Genomic DNA, 14,187 nt, shown 5'->3' with positions numbered 1-14,187 from the left:
GGACGACCGACATGGCAAGCCTGATTGCCTGCCCGCATTGCGGCAGGAGACCGAAGGAAGAATTCACCGTGAAAGGTGCCGCACTTGCCCGCCCCGAGCCGCAGGCCGGCGCGGATGCCTGGTTCGACCATGTCTATCTGCGCGACAATCCGCGCGGGCCTTACCAGGAATTCTGGCACCACACTTCAGGCTGCCGCCGCTGGCTGGTCGTCACCCGCGACACGGCCACGCATGAGGTCGAGGAGGCCCGCGACGCCGCGCTCTGGAACAGGGAGACTGCCCGATGACGAGCTATCGCCTGAGCCAGGGCGGCCTGATCGACCGCGCGCGCCCTCTCTCCTTCTCCTTCGACGGCAAGCCCATGTCCGGCTTTGCCGGCGACAGCCTGGCCTCGGCGCTGCTCGCCAATGGCCAGCGCCTGATGGGCCGCTCCTTCAAATATCATCGCCCGCGCGGCGTGCTGACCGCGGGCGCGGCCGAGCCCAACGCTCTGATGACGATTGGTAAAGGTGGACGCACGGAACCCAACACCCGCGCGACCCTGCAGGAGCTCTATGACGGCCTGACCGCCCGCAGCCAGAACCGCTGGCCCTCGCTCGATTTCGACATCGGTGCGCTGAACGGTCTGCTCTCGCCCTTCTTGAGCGCCGGCTTCTACTACAAGACCTTCATGTGGCCGGCGGCCTTCTGGGAAAAACTCTATGAGCCTTTCATCCGCAAGGCGGCGGGCCTGGGAGAGGCGGCGAAGGAAAGCGATCCCGACAGCTTCGAGAAGTGCTGGGCCCATTGCGATCTCCTCGTCATCGGCGCCGGCGCCACTGGCCTTGCGGCCGCGCTGACGGCGGGGCGTGCGGGCGCCCGGGTGATCCTGGTGGACGAGCAGGCCGAGCTCGGGGGCAGCCTTCTGTCGGAGACCGCCACGATCGGCGGCGTGCCGGCCGCGCAATTCGCGCGGGAAGCCACGGCCGAACTCGAAGCCCTGCCCAATGTCCGCACGCTCGCGCGCACCACGGCCTTCGGCCGGTATGACGGCAACGTCTTCGGCGCGGTCGAGCGCGTGCAGAAGCATGTGGCGACACCGCAGGTGGGCCGCCCGGTGGAGCGGCTCTGGCGCATCGTCGCCGGCCGCGCACTTCTGGCCACCGGCGCGGAAGAGCGCCCGCTGGTGTTCGGCGGCAACGACATTCCCGGCGTGATGATGGCCGGAGCCGCGCGCAGCTATCTCAACCGCACTGCCGTCGCGCCCGCCCGGCAGATGGCGATCTTCACCACCAATGACAGCGGCTATGCGCTGGCCCGCGACCTTGAAGCCTGCGGCGTGGCGCTGACCGCCATCATCGACAGCCGGCCCGAAGGCGCCGCACCCGGTCTTTACAAGGGCCAGGCCCGCATCCTCACCGATGCGCTGGTGCGCGACGCCCATGGCGGCAAGTCGCTCTCCGCCATCACCATCGCGCGCCAGGGGCGCACGGAAACGCTGCGGCTCGATGGTCTCGCCGTCTCGGGCGGCTTCAGCCCCGTCATCCATCTCGCCTGCCATCGCGGCGACAAGCCGGTCTGGTCGGATGCGCAGGGCGCCTTTCTCGCCGAGGATCGCAAGGGCCTCGCGCTTGCCGGCGCGGCCGCCGGCCTGTCAGGCCTTGCCGCCTGCTATGAGGCCGGCGCCCGCAAGGCCGTCGCCCTCCTCGATCAGCTCGGCATCGCCGCAACCGCCGGGAGCGTCCCCACCGTCGAGGGCGATATCGTCGCGCCGGCCACCAAGCCGCTCTGGTCGATCCCCGGCATCAGGGGCAAGGCCTTCATCGACTTCCAGAACGACGTGCACCGTGCCGATCTCGCGCTGGCCGTGCGCGAGGGCTATGCCCATGTGGAACTGGCCAAGCGCTACACCACCAATGGCATGGCGACCGACCAGGGCAAGCTGTCCAATGTCAATGCTATCGGCCTGCTGGCCGAGGCGCGCGGGGTCTCGCCGGCCGAGGTCGGCACCACCACCTTCCGCCCCTTCTACACGCCGGTCTCCTTCGGCGCGCTGGCAGGCTCCTCCCATGGCAAGCACTTCCAGCCGGTGCGCCAGTCGCCGCTGCATGGCTGGGCGAAGAAGAACGGCGCCCGCTTCGTCGAGACCGGCCTCTGGTATCGCTCCGCCTGGTTCCCCCGCACGGGCGAGACCACATGGCGCGAGAGCGTGGACCGAGAAGTGCGCACCGTGCGCGAGGCGGCGGGCCTCTGCGACGTCTCCATGCTCGGCAAGATCGAGATAACAGGCAAGGATGCGGCCCTCTTCCTCGACCGCGTCTATTGCAACGGCTTCGCCAACCTGCCCGTCGGCAAGGCGCGCTATGGCCTGATGCTGCGTGAGGACGGCTTCATCTATGATGACGGCACCACCAGCCGGCTGGCCGAAGACCGCTTCTTCATGACCACGACGACGGCCTATGCCGCCGGCGTGCTCAACCATCTGGAATTCTGCGCCCAGGCGCTCTGGCCGGAACTCGACGTGCGGCTCGCCTCCGTCACCGACCAATGGGCGCAGATGGCGATTGCCGGTCCGCTCGCCCGCACGATCCTGCAGGAGATCGTCGACGAGGACATCTCCAACGAGGCCTTCCCATTCCTCGGCGCGCGCGCGGTCTCGCTCTTCAACGGCGCGCTGAAGGGCCGGCTGTTCCGCATCTCCTTCTCAGGCGAGCTCGCCTATGAGCTGGCGGTGCCGGCCGGCTATGGCGAAAGCGTCGCCGACGCGCTGATGGAGATCGGCAAGCCCAAAGGTCTCTGTGCCTATGGTGTCGAGGCGCTGTCGGTGCTGCGCATCGAGAAGGGCCACGTCACCCATAACGAGATCAACGGTACCGTTGTGCCGGCCGATCTCGGCTTCGGCCGGATGGTCTCGGCCAAGAAAGCGGATTTCATCGGCAAGCACATGCTGGCGCGCGAGGGGCTGACGGCGGGCAATCGCCATCAACTCGTCGGCGTCGTCCCGCTCGATCCGGCGGCAAGCTTCCGCACGGGTGCGCATATCCTGGCGAAAGGGGCGGCCGCGACCTTGGAAAACAGCCTCGGCCATGTCAGCTCCAGCTGTTACTCCCCGCATGTCGGCTCCACCATCGGCCTGGCGCTGGTGCGCGCCGGCTCCAGCCGCCATGGCGAGGAGGTGATGATCTGGAACGGGTTGCGCGGGGAATACACGCCCGGCCGCCTCTGCGATCCGGTCTTCATCGATCCCGAAAACGCCAAGCTGAAGATCTGAGGTCCGCCATGTCCATGACGCTTCGACACCATCCGGTTCTGGGCGGCAAGGCCGCGCTCCGGCTCAAGGACGTGACGCTGGAGGCCCTGCCTGAAGGCCATGTGCTCCAGCTTCTCGCCGCCGCGCCTGAGGCCGGACCCGGCTTGCGCGAGAGGATCGGCGACAGCGATCTGCGCCCGCTCGCCCCCGGCCAATGGCTGCTGATCGGCAATGCGCCGCTGACGCCCGAAGACCTGACCGGTCTGGAAGAGCGGCTGAAGCCTGTGGCCGACATTGTCGATCAGAGCCACGGCCGGGTGCGTATCGCGCTGTCGGGCCCGGCCGCGCGGGCGGTGCTGGCCAAGGGAACAGCCGTGAATCTCGACGCCGCCGCCTTTCCCGTGGGCCATGCGGCGCAGACGCTGATCGGCCATATCGGCGCCCATCTCGCCCGCACCGGAGAGGACAGTTTCGAGCTGACGGTGCTGCGCGGCTTTGCCGAAAGCCTCTGGGACGATCTCGCGCAGATGGCGGCAGAGTTCGCCTGACCGTCGAGCGCCGTCCAGCCAACGCTTTCATTCCTCGCCTTGCATCAGGCCGCCCGCGATCCGCTATTCCCCGTTCAGCAGGTTGATCGGCGCGTTCAGCGTCGCGCCGATCGTGTCGAGCACGAAGGCGCCGGGGCCGCGGGTCAGGCCCGGGGGCTGTGCCTCGACCGGCACGAGGATCGGCGCCAGCGAGGAGACCTGGGCGAAGCGATTGTGGTTGAAGCTGTCGCCGGACGAGAGCGACGAGATGTCGATGATCTGGACATGGCCGACCTGCGCCGCCTCCTGGACGCGCGGATCCTTGACATCCAGCGCGCCGATGCGCCCGCGCTGGCCGGCCAGCAGACGCGAGGCCGCCAGCGCCCGGTCGTCCTTCGACACCAGCACGGTCATCGGCGGGGACAAGGGGCCGATCACCGAGAGCTGCGCCTTGAACAGCTGGGCGTCGATGTCAGGCGCGGCGAGAAACACGGTGAGCTTGGAGAAGATCGCCGTCTTGCGCGACAGGCGCAGCTGGCGCAACGCTTCGGCCGAGAGCCAGCCGCCCATGCTATGGCCGATCAGCGTCACCTTGTTGACCGCCCGGTTGCGGCCCAGCGTGTCGAGCAGCTCCGTCAGCCCGTCGCGCGAGGCGGTCGCTGCATCCTTGTCGGCCAGATAGCCGGTGATGCTTGCCTGCGAAGGCCAGGAAAACAGCACGGGCGTGCGGCTGCCATCGTCGGAATCGGCATTGATCTGCGCCTGACGGAACAGCGCTTCCTCGAAATTGGTGTTGAAGCCATGGACGAAGACCCCGACATGCGACGGCTTGCCCCCCGGCGGCTTTCGGGAAACGGCCTTGTAGAAGCTGTCCCTGTCGAGCACCTGCTGCGCCACCATGACGAAATTCGTCTTGGGATCGACCGCATCCTTCTTCGGCCACTCGATCTCGCCGGCCTTGTGCTTGGGCGGGATGGAGATGGTGAAAGAGGCATAGTTGAGCGTATCGGACGGTTCGTTGGTGAAGATATTGCTGTTCGGCTTGGCCCGTTCGCGCATGGTCGCGACGTAGACCGTGACCGTGCGCGCGCCCGGCGGGCGGGTGTTGATCCGCTGCACCGCGAGCACATCGGGCCCCGGGCGGCTGGCGCAGGCGGCCAGCATGAGCATCATGGCGAAACACAGGAAAAACCTGCTGATCATGGAAGGGCTCATGGTCTCGTGCCTTTTGCGCGGAAGCGCGCTTGACGGGAAGATCGGACCGGAAGCGGAAACCGGCTTTCTGTCCGATGCGATGCACAAACGAAAATCCCAAGGCACCGAGCCGTTCTGCTTTTGGCCCGGTGCTCTTACGAACAGGCTTTCGCGCAAGGCGAAAGTGGCGGTGCCCCTGCTCCCCAAGCTCGGGACAGGAGCCAGCTCAGCTCTCAATGCGGCTTGCAATAGTCCCAGTAGCCGCGGGTCTGAAAACTGTTCGACCAGTACCAGCAGACTTGCGGGCTCGGCGCCGGCGGAACGCTGGAGGCGACGATCACCGTGCCGAGGACCACGCCGGCAACCACCGCGCCGTAATAGGGACGGTGAACCCAGGGCCGCACCGGCCGGACCACGACCACGGTGCCGCCGTGATGATGGTGATGACGGGTGTGGTGATGGCGCGGTACGGGCTGGGTATGGGGCGGGCGATGGTGGCGATGGACCACCACGGCATCGGCGAGGCAGGTGCCGGGCAGGCAGAGGGCAGCGGCCTGCGAAGCCCTTTGCTGCGGCGCAATATCAGCAGGTGCCGCGGCCCATGCCGGCGCCGCCAGAGCCTGGGCAAAAGCGAGCCCGCACACGAGCGCGCGCGTCGCAAACCATGTCTTCTTCCTCATCGTCTTTCCTTTCTGCACGCCGCCGGAATGTCTTGGCGGATGCGGTTCATGCTGCCTCGTCGGCAGGCGGCGGCTCGTTGAGAAGCGGCTTTGGCACGGCCTGGATGCCGTTCTCGCGGAAGCCCTTCTGCACGGCGGCGAGCACGGCGCGGCGGATCATCCATTGGCGGCCCGGCCGGGCCTTGAACTTGCCGCGGATGATCAGCGTACCGTCTTCCACCTGGGCGATGCCCTGGCTCTTGAAGGGCTCGATCAGATCGGCCGCGATGGCGGGATCGGCGGAAATCTCCTGTCCGATCTTCTTGAACAGCCGCCGCACCTTCTCGACATCGGTGTCGAAGGCGACGCGGAAGATCAGCTTCTCGATCATCCAGTCGCGGCTGTAATTCTGCACCTTGTCGATCTGGCCATAGGGGATCGTCGCCAGTGCGCCGCGATGGTGACGCAGCGAGACGGAGCGGATCGAGATCTTCTCCACGGCGCCCTTTGCACCTGATATTTCGATATATTCCCCGAAGCGGAACGCATCGTCGATCAGGAAGAACAGGCCGGAGACGATGTCCTTGACCAGTGCCTGCGAGCCGAAGCCGATGGCGAGGCCGAAAACCGAGAAGCCGGTGATCAGCGGCCAGACATTGACGCCGAGCGACAGGAGCACCGACAGGGCGGCCAGCACGCAGATGACGGCGCGGGCCAGACCGCTGAGGAGCGGGACCAGCGTGGCGAGCCGCGTGCGTGGCGCGGCCAGCCCCTCCTCCTCGTCCCCGCCCTGCGCATGGCCGACGGCACGCGCGGCAAAGCTGCCGGTCAGGTTCCAGAGATAGGCGGCCAGGAGCGCGATCAGCACGGTCTGCACGGCATCGGCGGCCACGCTGCGCGTCTCCACGCCAAGGCTTGCGGCAAGCGGCGCGACCCACAGGGTGCCGATCATGGCCAGCGCCACGATTACGACGGTGAAACGCAGCGTCTCCCGCGCCGCCACCGCGGGGATCGACACGCGCGTGGACAGCACGCCATGGCGGGCCCATTCGCCCATCAGCGCATCGAGATGCGGGGTTGCGACAAAGATGATCGAGGTCAGCAGCACGGCCGGGCCCGGCAGCGGCGCGCCGACGGTCAGCGCCGTCTGCGTGCTGATCAGCGCGGTCAGCAGGAAGCCGATGACGGTGCCCGGCCAGCGGCGCGCCAGATGCGCGCGCAGCGCGGAGCGCGGGTGCGGCCCCGCCACAGCCAGCGCCAGCGCACGGCGATGGCGCCAGGCCACCAGCGAAAACAGGAGGACGCTGGGCAGCGAGACCATGAGGGTGACCAGGCTGTCAGTGAGCGCCGGCCCGGCCTGCCACAAGCGAAGCACCATCTGCAGCACCGTGCCCATCAGCGGCCAAGCGAGGCTGATGACCAGATCACGCCGCAGCCGCCGCACCCGCGGGGACGGCCGCCTGCCGGGATTGACCAGGCCGGCCGTCATGATGTGGCGCAGCAGCGTGACGACCAGGCACCCGACGGCGGCGATCACGGCACCCTGTCGCACCGTCTGCTGCAGCGTACCATCGGAGGTCAGCAGCGCAGCGGCGGCCAGCCCGGCGCCGGTGGCAAGCAGCGTGGCCAGGAGCAGCCGGCCGATCAGGCCCATCCAGCGCAGGCGCGCCTTGACGAGCACGAAGACCGCAACGGCCAACGCAACGACGAAGACGAGAAGAAGCACCATCATCGTCACGGAGGTGCCGGCTGCGCGAATGCTCCCGGCCAGCGCATCGGCCTGCGCGGGAATGCGCGCGATCGCCTCGATGCGGACCCAGAAGCCTGAGACCACGCGGTTGGTGATCGTCTCCGCCGCCGAGATCAGCGCGGTGAGATCCGGCGGCGGCGGCGGTGGCACGGCGGGGACGGAGGAAGTGGGGGCAGCCATCGACTTATCTTTCCAAGGTCATCGCCGCCGCGGGGCGCACCACGCAGCGAAAGCCGACATGGCCGGTGGTGGTGTCGATGGCCTGGGCCAGGCGCGCGGCGGGGCGGTAACGCTGGCAATAATTGGGGGCGCAGAGATAGGAGCCGCCCTTGAGCACCTTGCGCGGGATGGCGAGCTCCAGCATATCGGGATCGACGCTGCTTTCCATGGCGCCGCCACGCGGATTGTCGATGGTGCAGCAGGACTTGGCAGCTGGCCGATGCGGCCCGAACCAGTCCTCCGTCCATTCCCAGACATTGCCGGCCATGTCGTAAAGACCATAGCCATTGGCCGGAAAGCTGCCGACCGGCGATGTGCGGGCGAAGCCGTCCTCGAGCAGATTCTCCCAGGGGAAATGCCCTTGCCAGGTATTGGCCTGGTGCACGCCGCCGGGCGAAAACTCGTCGCCCCAGACATAATCCGCGCCATCGAGCCCGCCGCGCGCGGCAAATTCCCATTCGGCCTCGGTCGGCAAAGACTTACCGGCCCAGATCGCATAGGCAAGCGCATCCTCATAGGCGACATGCACCACGGGATGATCCTCGCGCCCGTCGAGGTGGCTTTCGGGGCCCTCCGGATGATGCCAGTCCGCACCCGGCACATAATGCCACCATTGATAGGCGTTGCCACGGTCGAGCGCTGCCGGCGGCGGATGAAACACCGCCGAGGCAGGTGCCAGCGCTTCGGCCGGCACATCGGGATAAAGCTCGGCCGGCGCCGGCCGTTCGGCCAGCGTGACATAGCCCGTGGCCGTCACGAAGCCGGCAAAGGCCCGGTTCGTGACGGCGGTCGCATCCATGAGGAACGGGCCGACGGACACGCGGCGCACAGGCGCCTCCTCCGGATAGAAATGATCCGATCCCATGAGGAAGGTGCCCCCGGGAATGGGGATCATCGTTTCCAGCCTGTCCATGCGCACGGCCCGAACCTCCGCTCAGTCGTCAGCGTCGAACAGCTTTGCCGGGTCGGCCGACTTCGGCGGTGCGCCAAAGGTCAGCTTGATCGCTTCGCCGAGCAGCAGCGGCGGGGCCATCTCCTTCGCCAGCTCGCGAATGCGCTCCTGAAGCTTGCGGACGATGCGCGGATAGCGCTCGGCAAGGTTGGTGGTCTCGCCCTTGTCCTTGGCCAGATCGTAAAGCTCGACCTTGCCCGGCAGCGCCGCGGTCCAGATCAGCTTCATGTCGCCTTCGCGGATGGCGCCGGACATGAGATCGACGTTGTAGACCATCTCATGGCGCGGCGAAGGCTTGCCCTCGCTGATCGTCTTCCAGGCATTCACGCCGTCGAGCGGCTTGTTGCGGCCGAGCTTGATGCCGGCGACCGAGGCCAGCGTCGGATACATGTCGGTGACATGGATCACGCCATCGACCTTCTCCGCCGCGATCTTGCCGGGCCAGTTGGCCACGGCGGCAACGCGGGTGCCGCCTTCATAGAGCGTGCCCTTGCCGTCGCGATAGGGGCCGTTCTGGGCCGGCAGCTCACCGGTGACCTTGGACTCGCCGGCGAACATGGCCGAGCGCACGCCGCCATTGTCGCTCTGGAAGATGATGATCGTGTCCTCGCGCATGCCGCGCTTGGCCAGCGTTTCGACCAGGGCGCCGACTCCGTCATCGACCACGGACATCATCGCCGCATAGGCGCGACGCTGCGGATCGGCGATCGAGGAATATTTGTCGAGATACTCCTGCGGGGCCTGCAGCGGCGTGTGCGGCGCCGTATAGGCCAGGTACAGGAACAGCGGCTTGTTCGCATCATGCCCTTGGACGATCTTGATCGCCTCCTGATTGAACAGGAGGTTGTCAAAGCCTTCCTCTTCGAGCGGCTCATTGTCGCGATACCAGTCGCGCACGCCGTGCGAGGCATGCTTGAAATGGTCGATCTCACCGACCAGCGCGCCATAGAAGCTCTCGAAGCCGCGCTGCATCGGCCAATATTCCTTGCTGGCATGGCCGAGATGCCACTTGCCGACCATGGCGGTGCGGTAGCCGGCATCCTTCAGCATCTGCGGCAGGATATATTCGTCGGTCGCCAGGCCATAGCTGCCGCCGCTGGGAATGACGCCAACCTGAAGGCCGTAGCGCAGCGGATAGCGGCCGGTCATCAGCGCCGCACGGGTGGGCGTGCACATCGGCTGGGCGTAGAACTGCTCCAGCCGGGCGCCATTGGCGGCCAGGGCGTCGATATTCGGCGTGCGGATATCCGAACCGTGATAGCCGACATCCTTCCAGCCGAGGTCATCGACCATGACATAGACGATGTGGGGCGGCTTGGCCGCGGGCTGCGCGCTGGCCTCAGTCCCGATCCCGAGCGCGGCGAGTGCGGACGCCGGGGCGGCGCCACCGACGGCAAGACGGCTGATGGCGAGGGCTGCGCCGCTCAGCAGCGCCTGGCGGCGGGTCATGCCCTCATCGCCTGCCTCGGAGACGATCCCATTCGTCCCGGTCGTGTTCGGCATATCGGTCATTGCGTGTTCCTCTTGCTGGACAGCAGGCGGCAGGCAGCCGAAAGCAGGCGGCAAAAAGCCGCCAGCCGCTGCGAAACGCCTCGGATGTGATGGTTCGATGTTTGGAGCGGCAACGGCGCCATTGGTTCGCCACGACGAACAATAGATACCGTCACACGCTGAAGCGCCTCGGGCGAAACTGCCCTCGCCCAAAACGCTCTTTTGAATTTTCAAGCACGTCCGGACGCAACACCAAGCGGCATCCTGACGGAATTGCTTTCAAGCCGCCGCAGCCCGTCGCCGTTGCACCCGGCTAAGCCGTGATGCCGTCGCGGCCTGTGACCTGCGACGCAAGCCATGGCCTGACTGAAGCATCGCCGACATTGTGGGAGCAATCGGGCCGGGTCCCGTGTCGCGGCAGTCCGGACAAGGACCGCCGCACCTGGAAGCGGACCCGCCTCCAATCCCTCTTGCGTCGGCACGAAGCGTGTCGGCGCGGCTTTTCTTCAAGATGCTCAGCCCCAGAAGCTCGAAATCACCACGCCGCCGGGACGATCTGCGCCAAGCCCGGCCGCCCCCTCCTCCCCACCGGCATCGGATGACGCCGAGCGAAGGAGATGCCAGAGCGACGCGGGCCACCTCTTTCCGCCTCAAACGGCCTGCGAGACGAAACGCTCAGTGGCCTGCAACGGCCAGCGGCATGGTCAGCGTCAGAAACACGCTGTCCCCCTCAAGCCGGTTCTTTGCGTCGAACTCGTGATAGTATTTCACGCGGGTCATGATCGGAACTTCGCCCGCCTGGAACGTATAGCCGATGGTGGCGCCGATGGCCGCCACGCGCCCCTCGAAACCGCCAAGCACCTTGGGCACGCCATCGCCCTTGTCCGGGCTGATCTGGTCGTAATAATAGCCGACCAGACCGGCATCGAAGGCCTTGCTGAAATGCTGGATCGCAGCGCCTTCAAAGTGGAATTCCGTGCCGTTCTTATAGTCGGTGGCGTTGTCTTCACCGTTGAAGGTGATGCCCATCGCACCCGACAGCTCGAAGCCGGTATTCGGGTTCAGCCAGGTGCCCGACGTGTAGAGATCGGCCGCCCAGTGGTGGAAGGAGAGATTGGCGATCTCGCCTTCCTGATAGTCGCCGATCGGCACGTTGACGCTGGTGCCGACCTGCCAGTGGAAATCGCCCTCATGCCAGCCGATGAAGCTGCCGAGAACGGGATCGCCGATCGTCGTCACGCTGTCGGAAACCGACCGGCCGCCGCGACCCAGCGTACCGGTGATGTCGGGACCGCCGATCGGCACGGTTGCCGAAAAAGCCAGATTGCCGCCCGCCACATCGACCGGGGTGACCCAGAGCAGCGTCGTCAGGTTGATGACGGCACTGGCATCGAGATCGGCGATCAGGCGGCCGCCGAGATCGAAGCTGATCGTTTTCTGGGCGGAGCCCTGGTAATAATAGAGGTCGTTCTGGACATAGACCCCGGGCGGCGGCGTGAAGCCGGCCATCGGCCCGCGCAAGCCCAGGAGATAGAAGCTCGTGCCGCCCTCGGCCGCGCTGGCCGTCGAGGCACAACCCAGCCCTGCCGCGATCATGGCGCCTGCCGCCAGCGAAATGGTTTTGATGGTCGCTTTCATGCCTTTGCCTGTATCCTCGGGTCGCCTTGAGCCGTGATCCATTTGAGCCTCGACGAACATGCATGCAAAATCTCTCTGCCACCTGTGCCGTAGCGAGCTTTGGGTATTTACGAATTAAAGCTCATTTGAAAATATCCACTTTGCGCAAAAGTGCGCGGCATCGCGGTCTTGCCTCTTTAGACCGCTCGGCGCAGATGAGGGGACGATGCCGCAGGGTAGAAAGCCTTTTAGCCGCCAAGCTTATCTCACAACCGACCAGTTGTGCGACGTCGCTTCTGGAACGAGTCTTCAGGTCGACTGTCTCGCCCCGGCCGGGAGTCTCTCCCATATTCGCCAGATCGGTCATCCCGGCCTATGGGGCTATGATTCACTGGAACTGGCGGCGAATGTGCGGGCCGACGGCAGGATGGAAGAGCGCATGGCCGCCCTGATCTTCATCGAGCGCTCGCAAGGATCGAGCATCGCGGGCCGGCCGCTCGGCGATCATATGGTGCTGAGCCTGCCCGCCGGCGGCGAGGTCAAGGCCAGCATGCGCGAAGGCGCCGTCTATCGCGGGCTCGTCGTTCCGGTCGACCAGTGGCTGGCCATCCAGCAACAGGCAGTCGGTTTCGTGCAGGACGACCATGACGCGCCCGCCATCATGACGCTCGACACCGCGACAGCCTCCGCCCTGTTCGAGGAAACGGTCCGGCTGGGAGACCGGCTCGATGAACATCTGGCGCGCGATACGGGGGACGGCGAGGCCGGCCGCCGACTGCCTCTGGCGATGGTCGACTGCCTGGCGCATCTTGCAGACCTTCAGGCACGGGCCCGCGGCAGCCATGAGGCGATCAACCGCTCCGTGGATGCGCGGCTGCGGCAGGCCTTGCGCGCCAAGGACTTCATTCTCGCCCATCTGGCGGACGACATTTCCGTCGAGCGACTCTGTGCCGTCGTCAATGTCAGCCGCCGCCAGCTTGAATATGCGTTTCGCACCACGTTCGACTGCAGCCCCTATGACTTCATTCAGTCGGTGCGCCTGAACGAGATCCGCCGGCAGCTTCAGCTGGGCGACGGTCGGACGGTAACCGAGATCGCCCTGGAAAACGGCATCCAGCACCTCGGACGCTTCTCGGCCGCTTACCGCGCGCTCTTCGGCGAATTGCCGAAAGAAACGGTGCGGCAGGCCATTGCCGGGCGAAGCCGCAATGATCGAGGTGGCGCACGCCGCCGGTAGAGCATGATCCGGCCAGAGGGTCGGACTAAAATCACAGGCGGTCTGATGCTCTGGGATTTTGTTTTCACATCGGATTTTTGCGAAAACCGGGAAGCGGCTTTCAGGACGGGTCGATGCAGCAACAAAAGCTTGAACCAGAGGGCGCAAAGACGGACGCCGCTGTTCTGCGAGAGTTCATGCGTCTGACGCCACCCAAATCGGCAGGACGTGCGGGCACAGATCACGCCAACACCGATGCCCCGGTTGGCCCGGTTTTTCTCGCTTATGCGCAAATCGGCTAGCGGCGACACCGCGGAACGGCCGATGAAGTCGATCCGTGCGCGGAAAGAGGCCCTTGGCCTTCGCGCGCACGGATGCAGGCGTGGCCTGGCCGACAGCACCGGCCGGCCCTCCTGCCACGCAAAATCGCTCCAGGAGATTTCCATGAAAGTCCGTACCCTTCTTGCAGGCGCGTTGCTTGGCATCGCGCTTAGCGGCGCCGTTGACGCACAGGCACAGGTGACCTTCGACATGAACCGCGTCACCTGCGCGGACTACAATGCCATGGCCACCGATGGCCAGCGCGACCTCGCGGCATGGATGAGCGGCTGGTTCAAGCAGAAGGCCGGCCAGACCGAGGTGAACTTCAAGATCTATGCCGCCAATTTCGAGAAGGTTCACAAGTGGTGCGCCGCCAATCCCCATGCGCGCCTGCTGAGCACGATCGAGCATCTGACATCCAAGCCGCAGAAGACGGCGCCGGGCGCCGGCGCGATCGATGTCACGAAGATGAGCTGCCAGGACTTCCTAGGCGCGGATCTGGATGCGCAATATCTGCTGCAGGCCTGGATGATCGGCTATCTGCATTCGGAGAAGAAGGCGACCCGGATCGACGTCAAATCCCTGCTCGTCAACCAGGAGCGCGCGCATCTCGCCTGCGCCAAGACGCCGAAGGACAATTTCGGCGCAACGGTCCGCAAGGCCTGGAACTGACAGGGGCTTGAGAGAGGCATCCCCCGTGTGACTGTAAGGCACATGCGGGATGCCCATCTGGCAGGGGCCCGCGCAAAAAGGCGCCGGTTTTAGAGCATCGGACCGAAAATCGGGAACCGGCTTTCGAAGAAAGCCGCTGCAGACGCGAAAAGCTCGATCATCGGATCGCGTATGATTTCCAGTCCGATGCTCCAAGATGATGACATGCGACAAAACAGAGATTTAAAGCGCGCAGGGAGAATCCGAAAGGTCACGACGCTTTTCGCATTTTTTGTCAGACGGGACGGCCATACCGGTCGAAGAGCATGGCCGTCTCGAGGGTCGCCGCTCGCCTCCTGCC

Annotated in this window: 12 protein-coding genes; 6 read left to right on the top strand and 6 right to left on the bottom strand. The window is 65.8% G+C overall.

Going from position 1 to position 14,187, the window contains the following annotated elements:
- The first annotated feature begins 11 nt into the window (after positions 1 to 11).
- From BJF92_RS01690 to BJF92_RS01680, 3 genes are read left to right on the top strand one after another with little or no spacing between them, the layout of a single operon-like run.
- On the top strand, positions 12 to 287 hold the full coding sequence (locus BJF92_RS01690; protein WP_075633041.1) for a sarcosine oxidase subunit delta: 276 nt from the start codon (positions 12 to 14) through the stop codon (positions 285 to 287).
- Positions 284 to 3,250, top strand: a complete 2,967-nt coding sequence (locus tag BJF92_RS01685; RefSeq protein WP_075633040.1) for a sarcosine oxidase subunit alpha family protein — start codon at positions 284 to 286, stop codon at positions 3,248 to 3,250. Before BJF92_RS01690 ends, BJF92_RS01685 begins: the two co-directional genes overlap by 4 nt.
- Positions 3,251 to 3,258: 8 nt before the next feature.
- The gene (locus tag BJF92_RS01680; RefSeq protein ID WP_075633039.1) at positions 3,259 to 3,777 is read left to right on the top strand and encodes a sarcosine oxidase subunit gamma family protein; all 519 of its coding nucleotides are present in this window, start codon (positions 3,259 to 3,261) and stop codon (positions 3,775 to 3,777) included.
- A gap of 63 nt (positions 3,778 to 3,840) precedes the next feature.
- Here BJF92_RS01680 and BJF92_RS01675 read toward each other — a convergent pair whose 3' ends face one another.
- From BJF92_RS01675 to BJF92_RS01650, 6 genes are all read right to left on the bottom strand, one after another.
- Positions 3,841 to 4,959 (bottom strand): alpha/beta hydrolase, encoded by a 1,119-nt coding sequence (locus BJF92_RS01675; protein ID WP_075633038.1) that lies wholly within the window; start codon positions 4,957 to 4,959, stop codon positions 3,841 to 3,843.
- A 224-nt stretch (positions 4,960 to 5,183) separates the two neighbouring features.
- Complete coding sequence (locus tag BJF92_RS24625) at positions 5,184 to 5,630, bottom strand: hypothetical protein (protein WP_078057791.1); 447 nt, start codon at positions 5,628 to 5,630, stop codon at positions 5,184 to 5,186.
- Positions 5,631 to 5,676: 46 nt separating this feature from the next.
- Positions 5,677 to 7,539 (bottom strand): mechanosensitive ion channel family protein, encoded by a 1,863-nt coding sequence (locus tag BJF92_RS01665; RefSeq protein WP_075633037.1) that lies wholly within the window; start codon positions 7,537 to 7,539, stop codon positions 5,677 to 5,679.
- 4 nt (positions 7,540 to 7,543) lie between these two features.
- Complete coding sequence (locus BJF92_RS01660) at positions 7,544 to 8,491, bottom strand: formylglycine-generating enzyme family protein (protein ID WP_245294638.1); 948 nt, start codon at positions 8,489 to 8,491, stop codon at positions 7,544 to 7,546.
- 21 nt (positions 8,492 to 8,512) lie between these two features.
- Positions 8,513 to 10,042 carry an arylsulfatase B gene (locus tag BJF92_RS01655; RefSeq protein WP_245294631.1) on the bottom strand — a complete coding sequence of 510 codons (1,530 nt, stop codon included), beginning with the start codon at positions 10,040 to 10,042 and terminating at the stop codon, positions 8,513 to 8,515.
- 654 nt (positions 10,043 to 10,696) lie between these two features.
- Positions 10,697 to 11,659: a SphA family protein gene (locus BJF92_RS01650; protein ID WP_075633036.1), complete on the bottom strand. Its 963-nt coding sequence runs from the start codon at positions 11,657 to 11,659 to the stop codon at positions 10,697 to 10,699.
- 418 nt (positions 11,660 to 12,077) lie between these two features.
- Between BJF92_RS01650 and BJF92_RS01645 the strand changes: the two genes are divergently transcribed.
- The 3 genes from BJF92_RS01645 to BJF92_RS01640 all read left to right on the top strand — a co-directional run bounded on the left by BJF92_RS01645 (position 12,078) and on the right by BJF92_RS01640 (position 13,847).
- Positions 12,078 to 12,875 (top strand): AraC family transcriptional regulator, encoded by a 798-nt coding sequence (locus BJF92_RS01645; protein WP_075633035.1) that lies wholly within the window; start codon positions 12,078 to 12,080, stop codon positions 12,873 to 12,875.
- Between the two features lie 113 nt (positions 12,876 to 12,988).
- Positions 12,989 to 13,156 carry a hypothetical protein gene (locus tag BJF92_RS25445; protein ID WP_158032176.1) on the top strand — a complete coding sequence of 56 codons (168 nt, stop codon included), beginning with the start codon at positions 12,989 to 12,991 and terminating at the stop codon, positions 13,154 to 13,156.
- A 142-nt stretch (positions 13,157 to 13,298) separates the two neighbouring features.
- A complete protein-coding gene (locus tag BJF92_RS01640) occupies positions 13,299 to 13,847 on the top strand; it encodes an HdeA/HdeB family chaperone (protein WP_158032175.1) in 549 nt (182 codons plus the stop codon).
- Positions 13,848 to 14,187 lie beyond the last annotated feature (340 nt).

This window comes from Xaviernesmea rhizosphaerae (assembly GCF_001938945.1).
Classification (GTDB): domain Bacteria; phylum Pseudomonadota; class Alphaproteobacteria; order Rhizobiales; family Rhizobiaceae; genus Xaviernesmea; species Xaviernesmea rhizosphaerae.
This window is presented reverse-complemented; position numbering and strand designations above follow the sequence as displayed.

Excerpts from the sequence above, each read along its gene's own strand:
- BJF92_RS01690 (WP_075633041.1), top strand. The coding sequence starts at position 12 with ATGGCAAGCCTGATTGCCTGCCCGCATTGCGGCAGGAGACCGAAGGAA.
- BJF92_RS01685 (WP_075633040.1), top strand. The coding sequence starts at position 284 with ATGACGAGCTATCGCCTGAGCCAGGGCGGCCTGATCGACCGCGCGCGC.
- BJF92_RS01680 (WP_075633039.1), top strand. The coding sequence starts at position 3,259 with ATGTCCATGACGCTTCGACACCATCCGGTTCTGGGCGGCAAGGCCGCG.
- BJF92_RS01675 (WP_075633038.1), bottom strand. The coding sequence starts at position 4,959 with ATGATCAGCAGGTTTTTCCTGTGTTTCGCCATGATGCTCATGCTGGCC.
- BJF92_RS24625 (WP_078057791.1), bottom strand. The coding sequence starts at position 5,630 with ATGAGGAAGAAGACATGGTTTGCGACGCGCGCGCTCGTGTGCGGGCTC.
- BJF92_RS01665 (WP_075633037.1), bottom strand. The coding sequence starts at position 7,539 with ATGGCTGCCCCCACTTCCTCCGTCCCCGCCGTGCCACCGCCGCCGCCG.
- BJF92_RS01660 (WP_245294638.1), bottom strand. The coding sequence starts at position 8,491 with ATGGACAGGCTGGAAACGATGATCCCCATTCCCGGGGGCACCTTCCTC.
- BJF92_RS01655 (WP_245294631.1), bottom strand. The coding sequence starts at position 10,042 with ATGACCGATATGCCGAACACGACCGGGACGAATGGGATCGTCTCCGAG.
- BJF92_RS01650 (WP_075633036.1), bottom strand. The coding sequence starts at position 11,659 with ATGAAAGCGACCATCAAAACCATTTCGCTGGCGGCAGGCGCCATGATC.
- BJF92_RS01645 (WP_075633035.1), top strand. The coding sequence starts at position 12,078 with ATGGCCGCCCTGATCTTCATCGAGCGCTCGCAAGGATCGAGCATCGCG.
- BJF92_RS25445 (WP_158032176.1), top strand. The coding sequence starts at position 12,989 with ATGCAGCAACAAAAGCTTGAACCAGAGGGCGCAAAGACGGACGCCGCT.
- BJF92_RS01640 (WP_158032175.1), top strand. The coding sequence starts at position 13,299 with ATGAAAGTCCGTACCCTTCTTGCAGGCGCGTTGCTTGGCATCGCGCTT.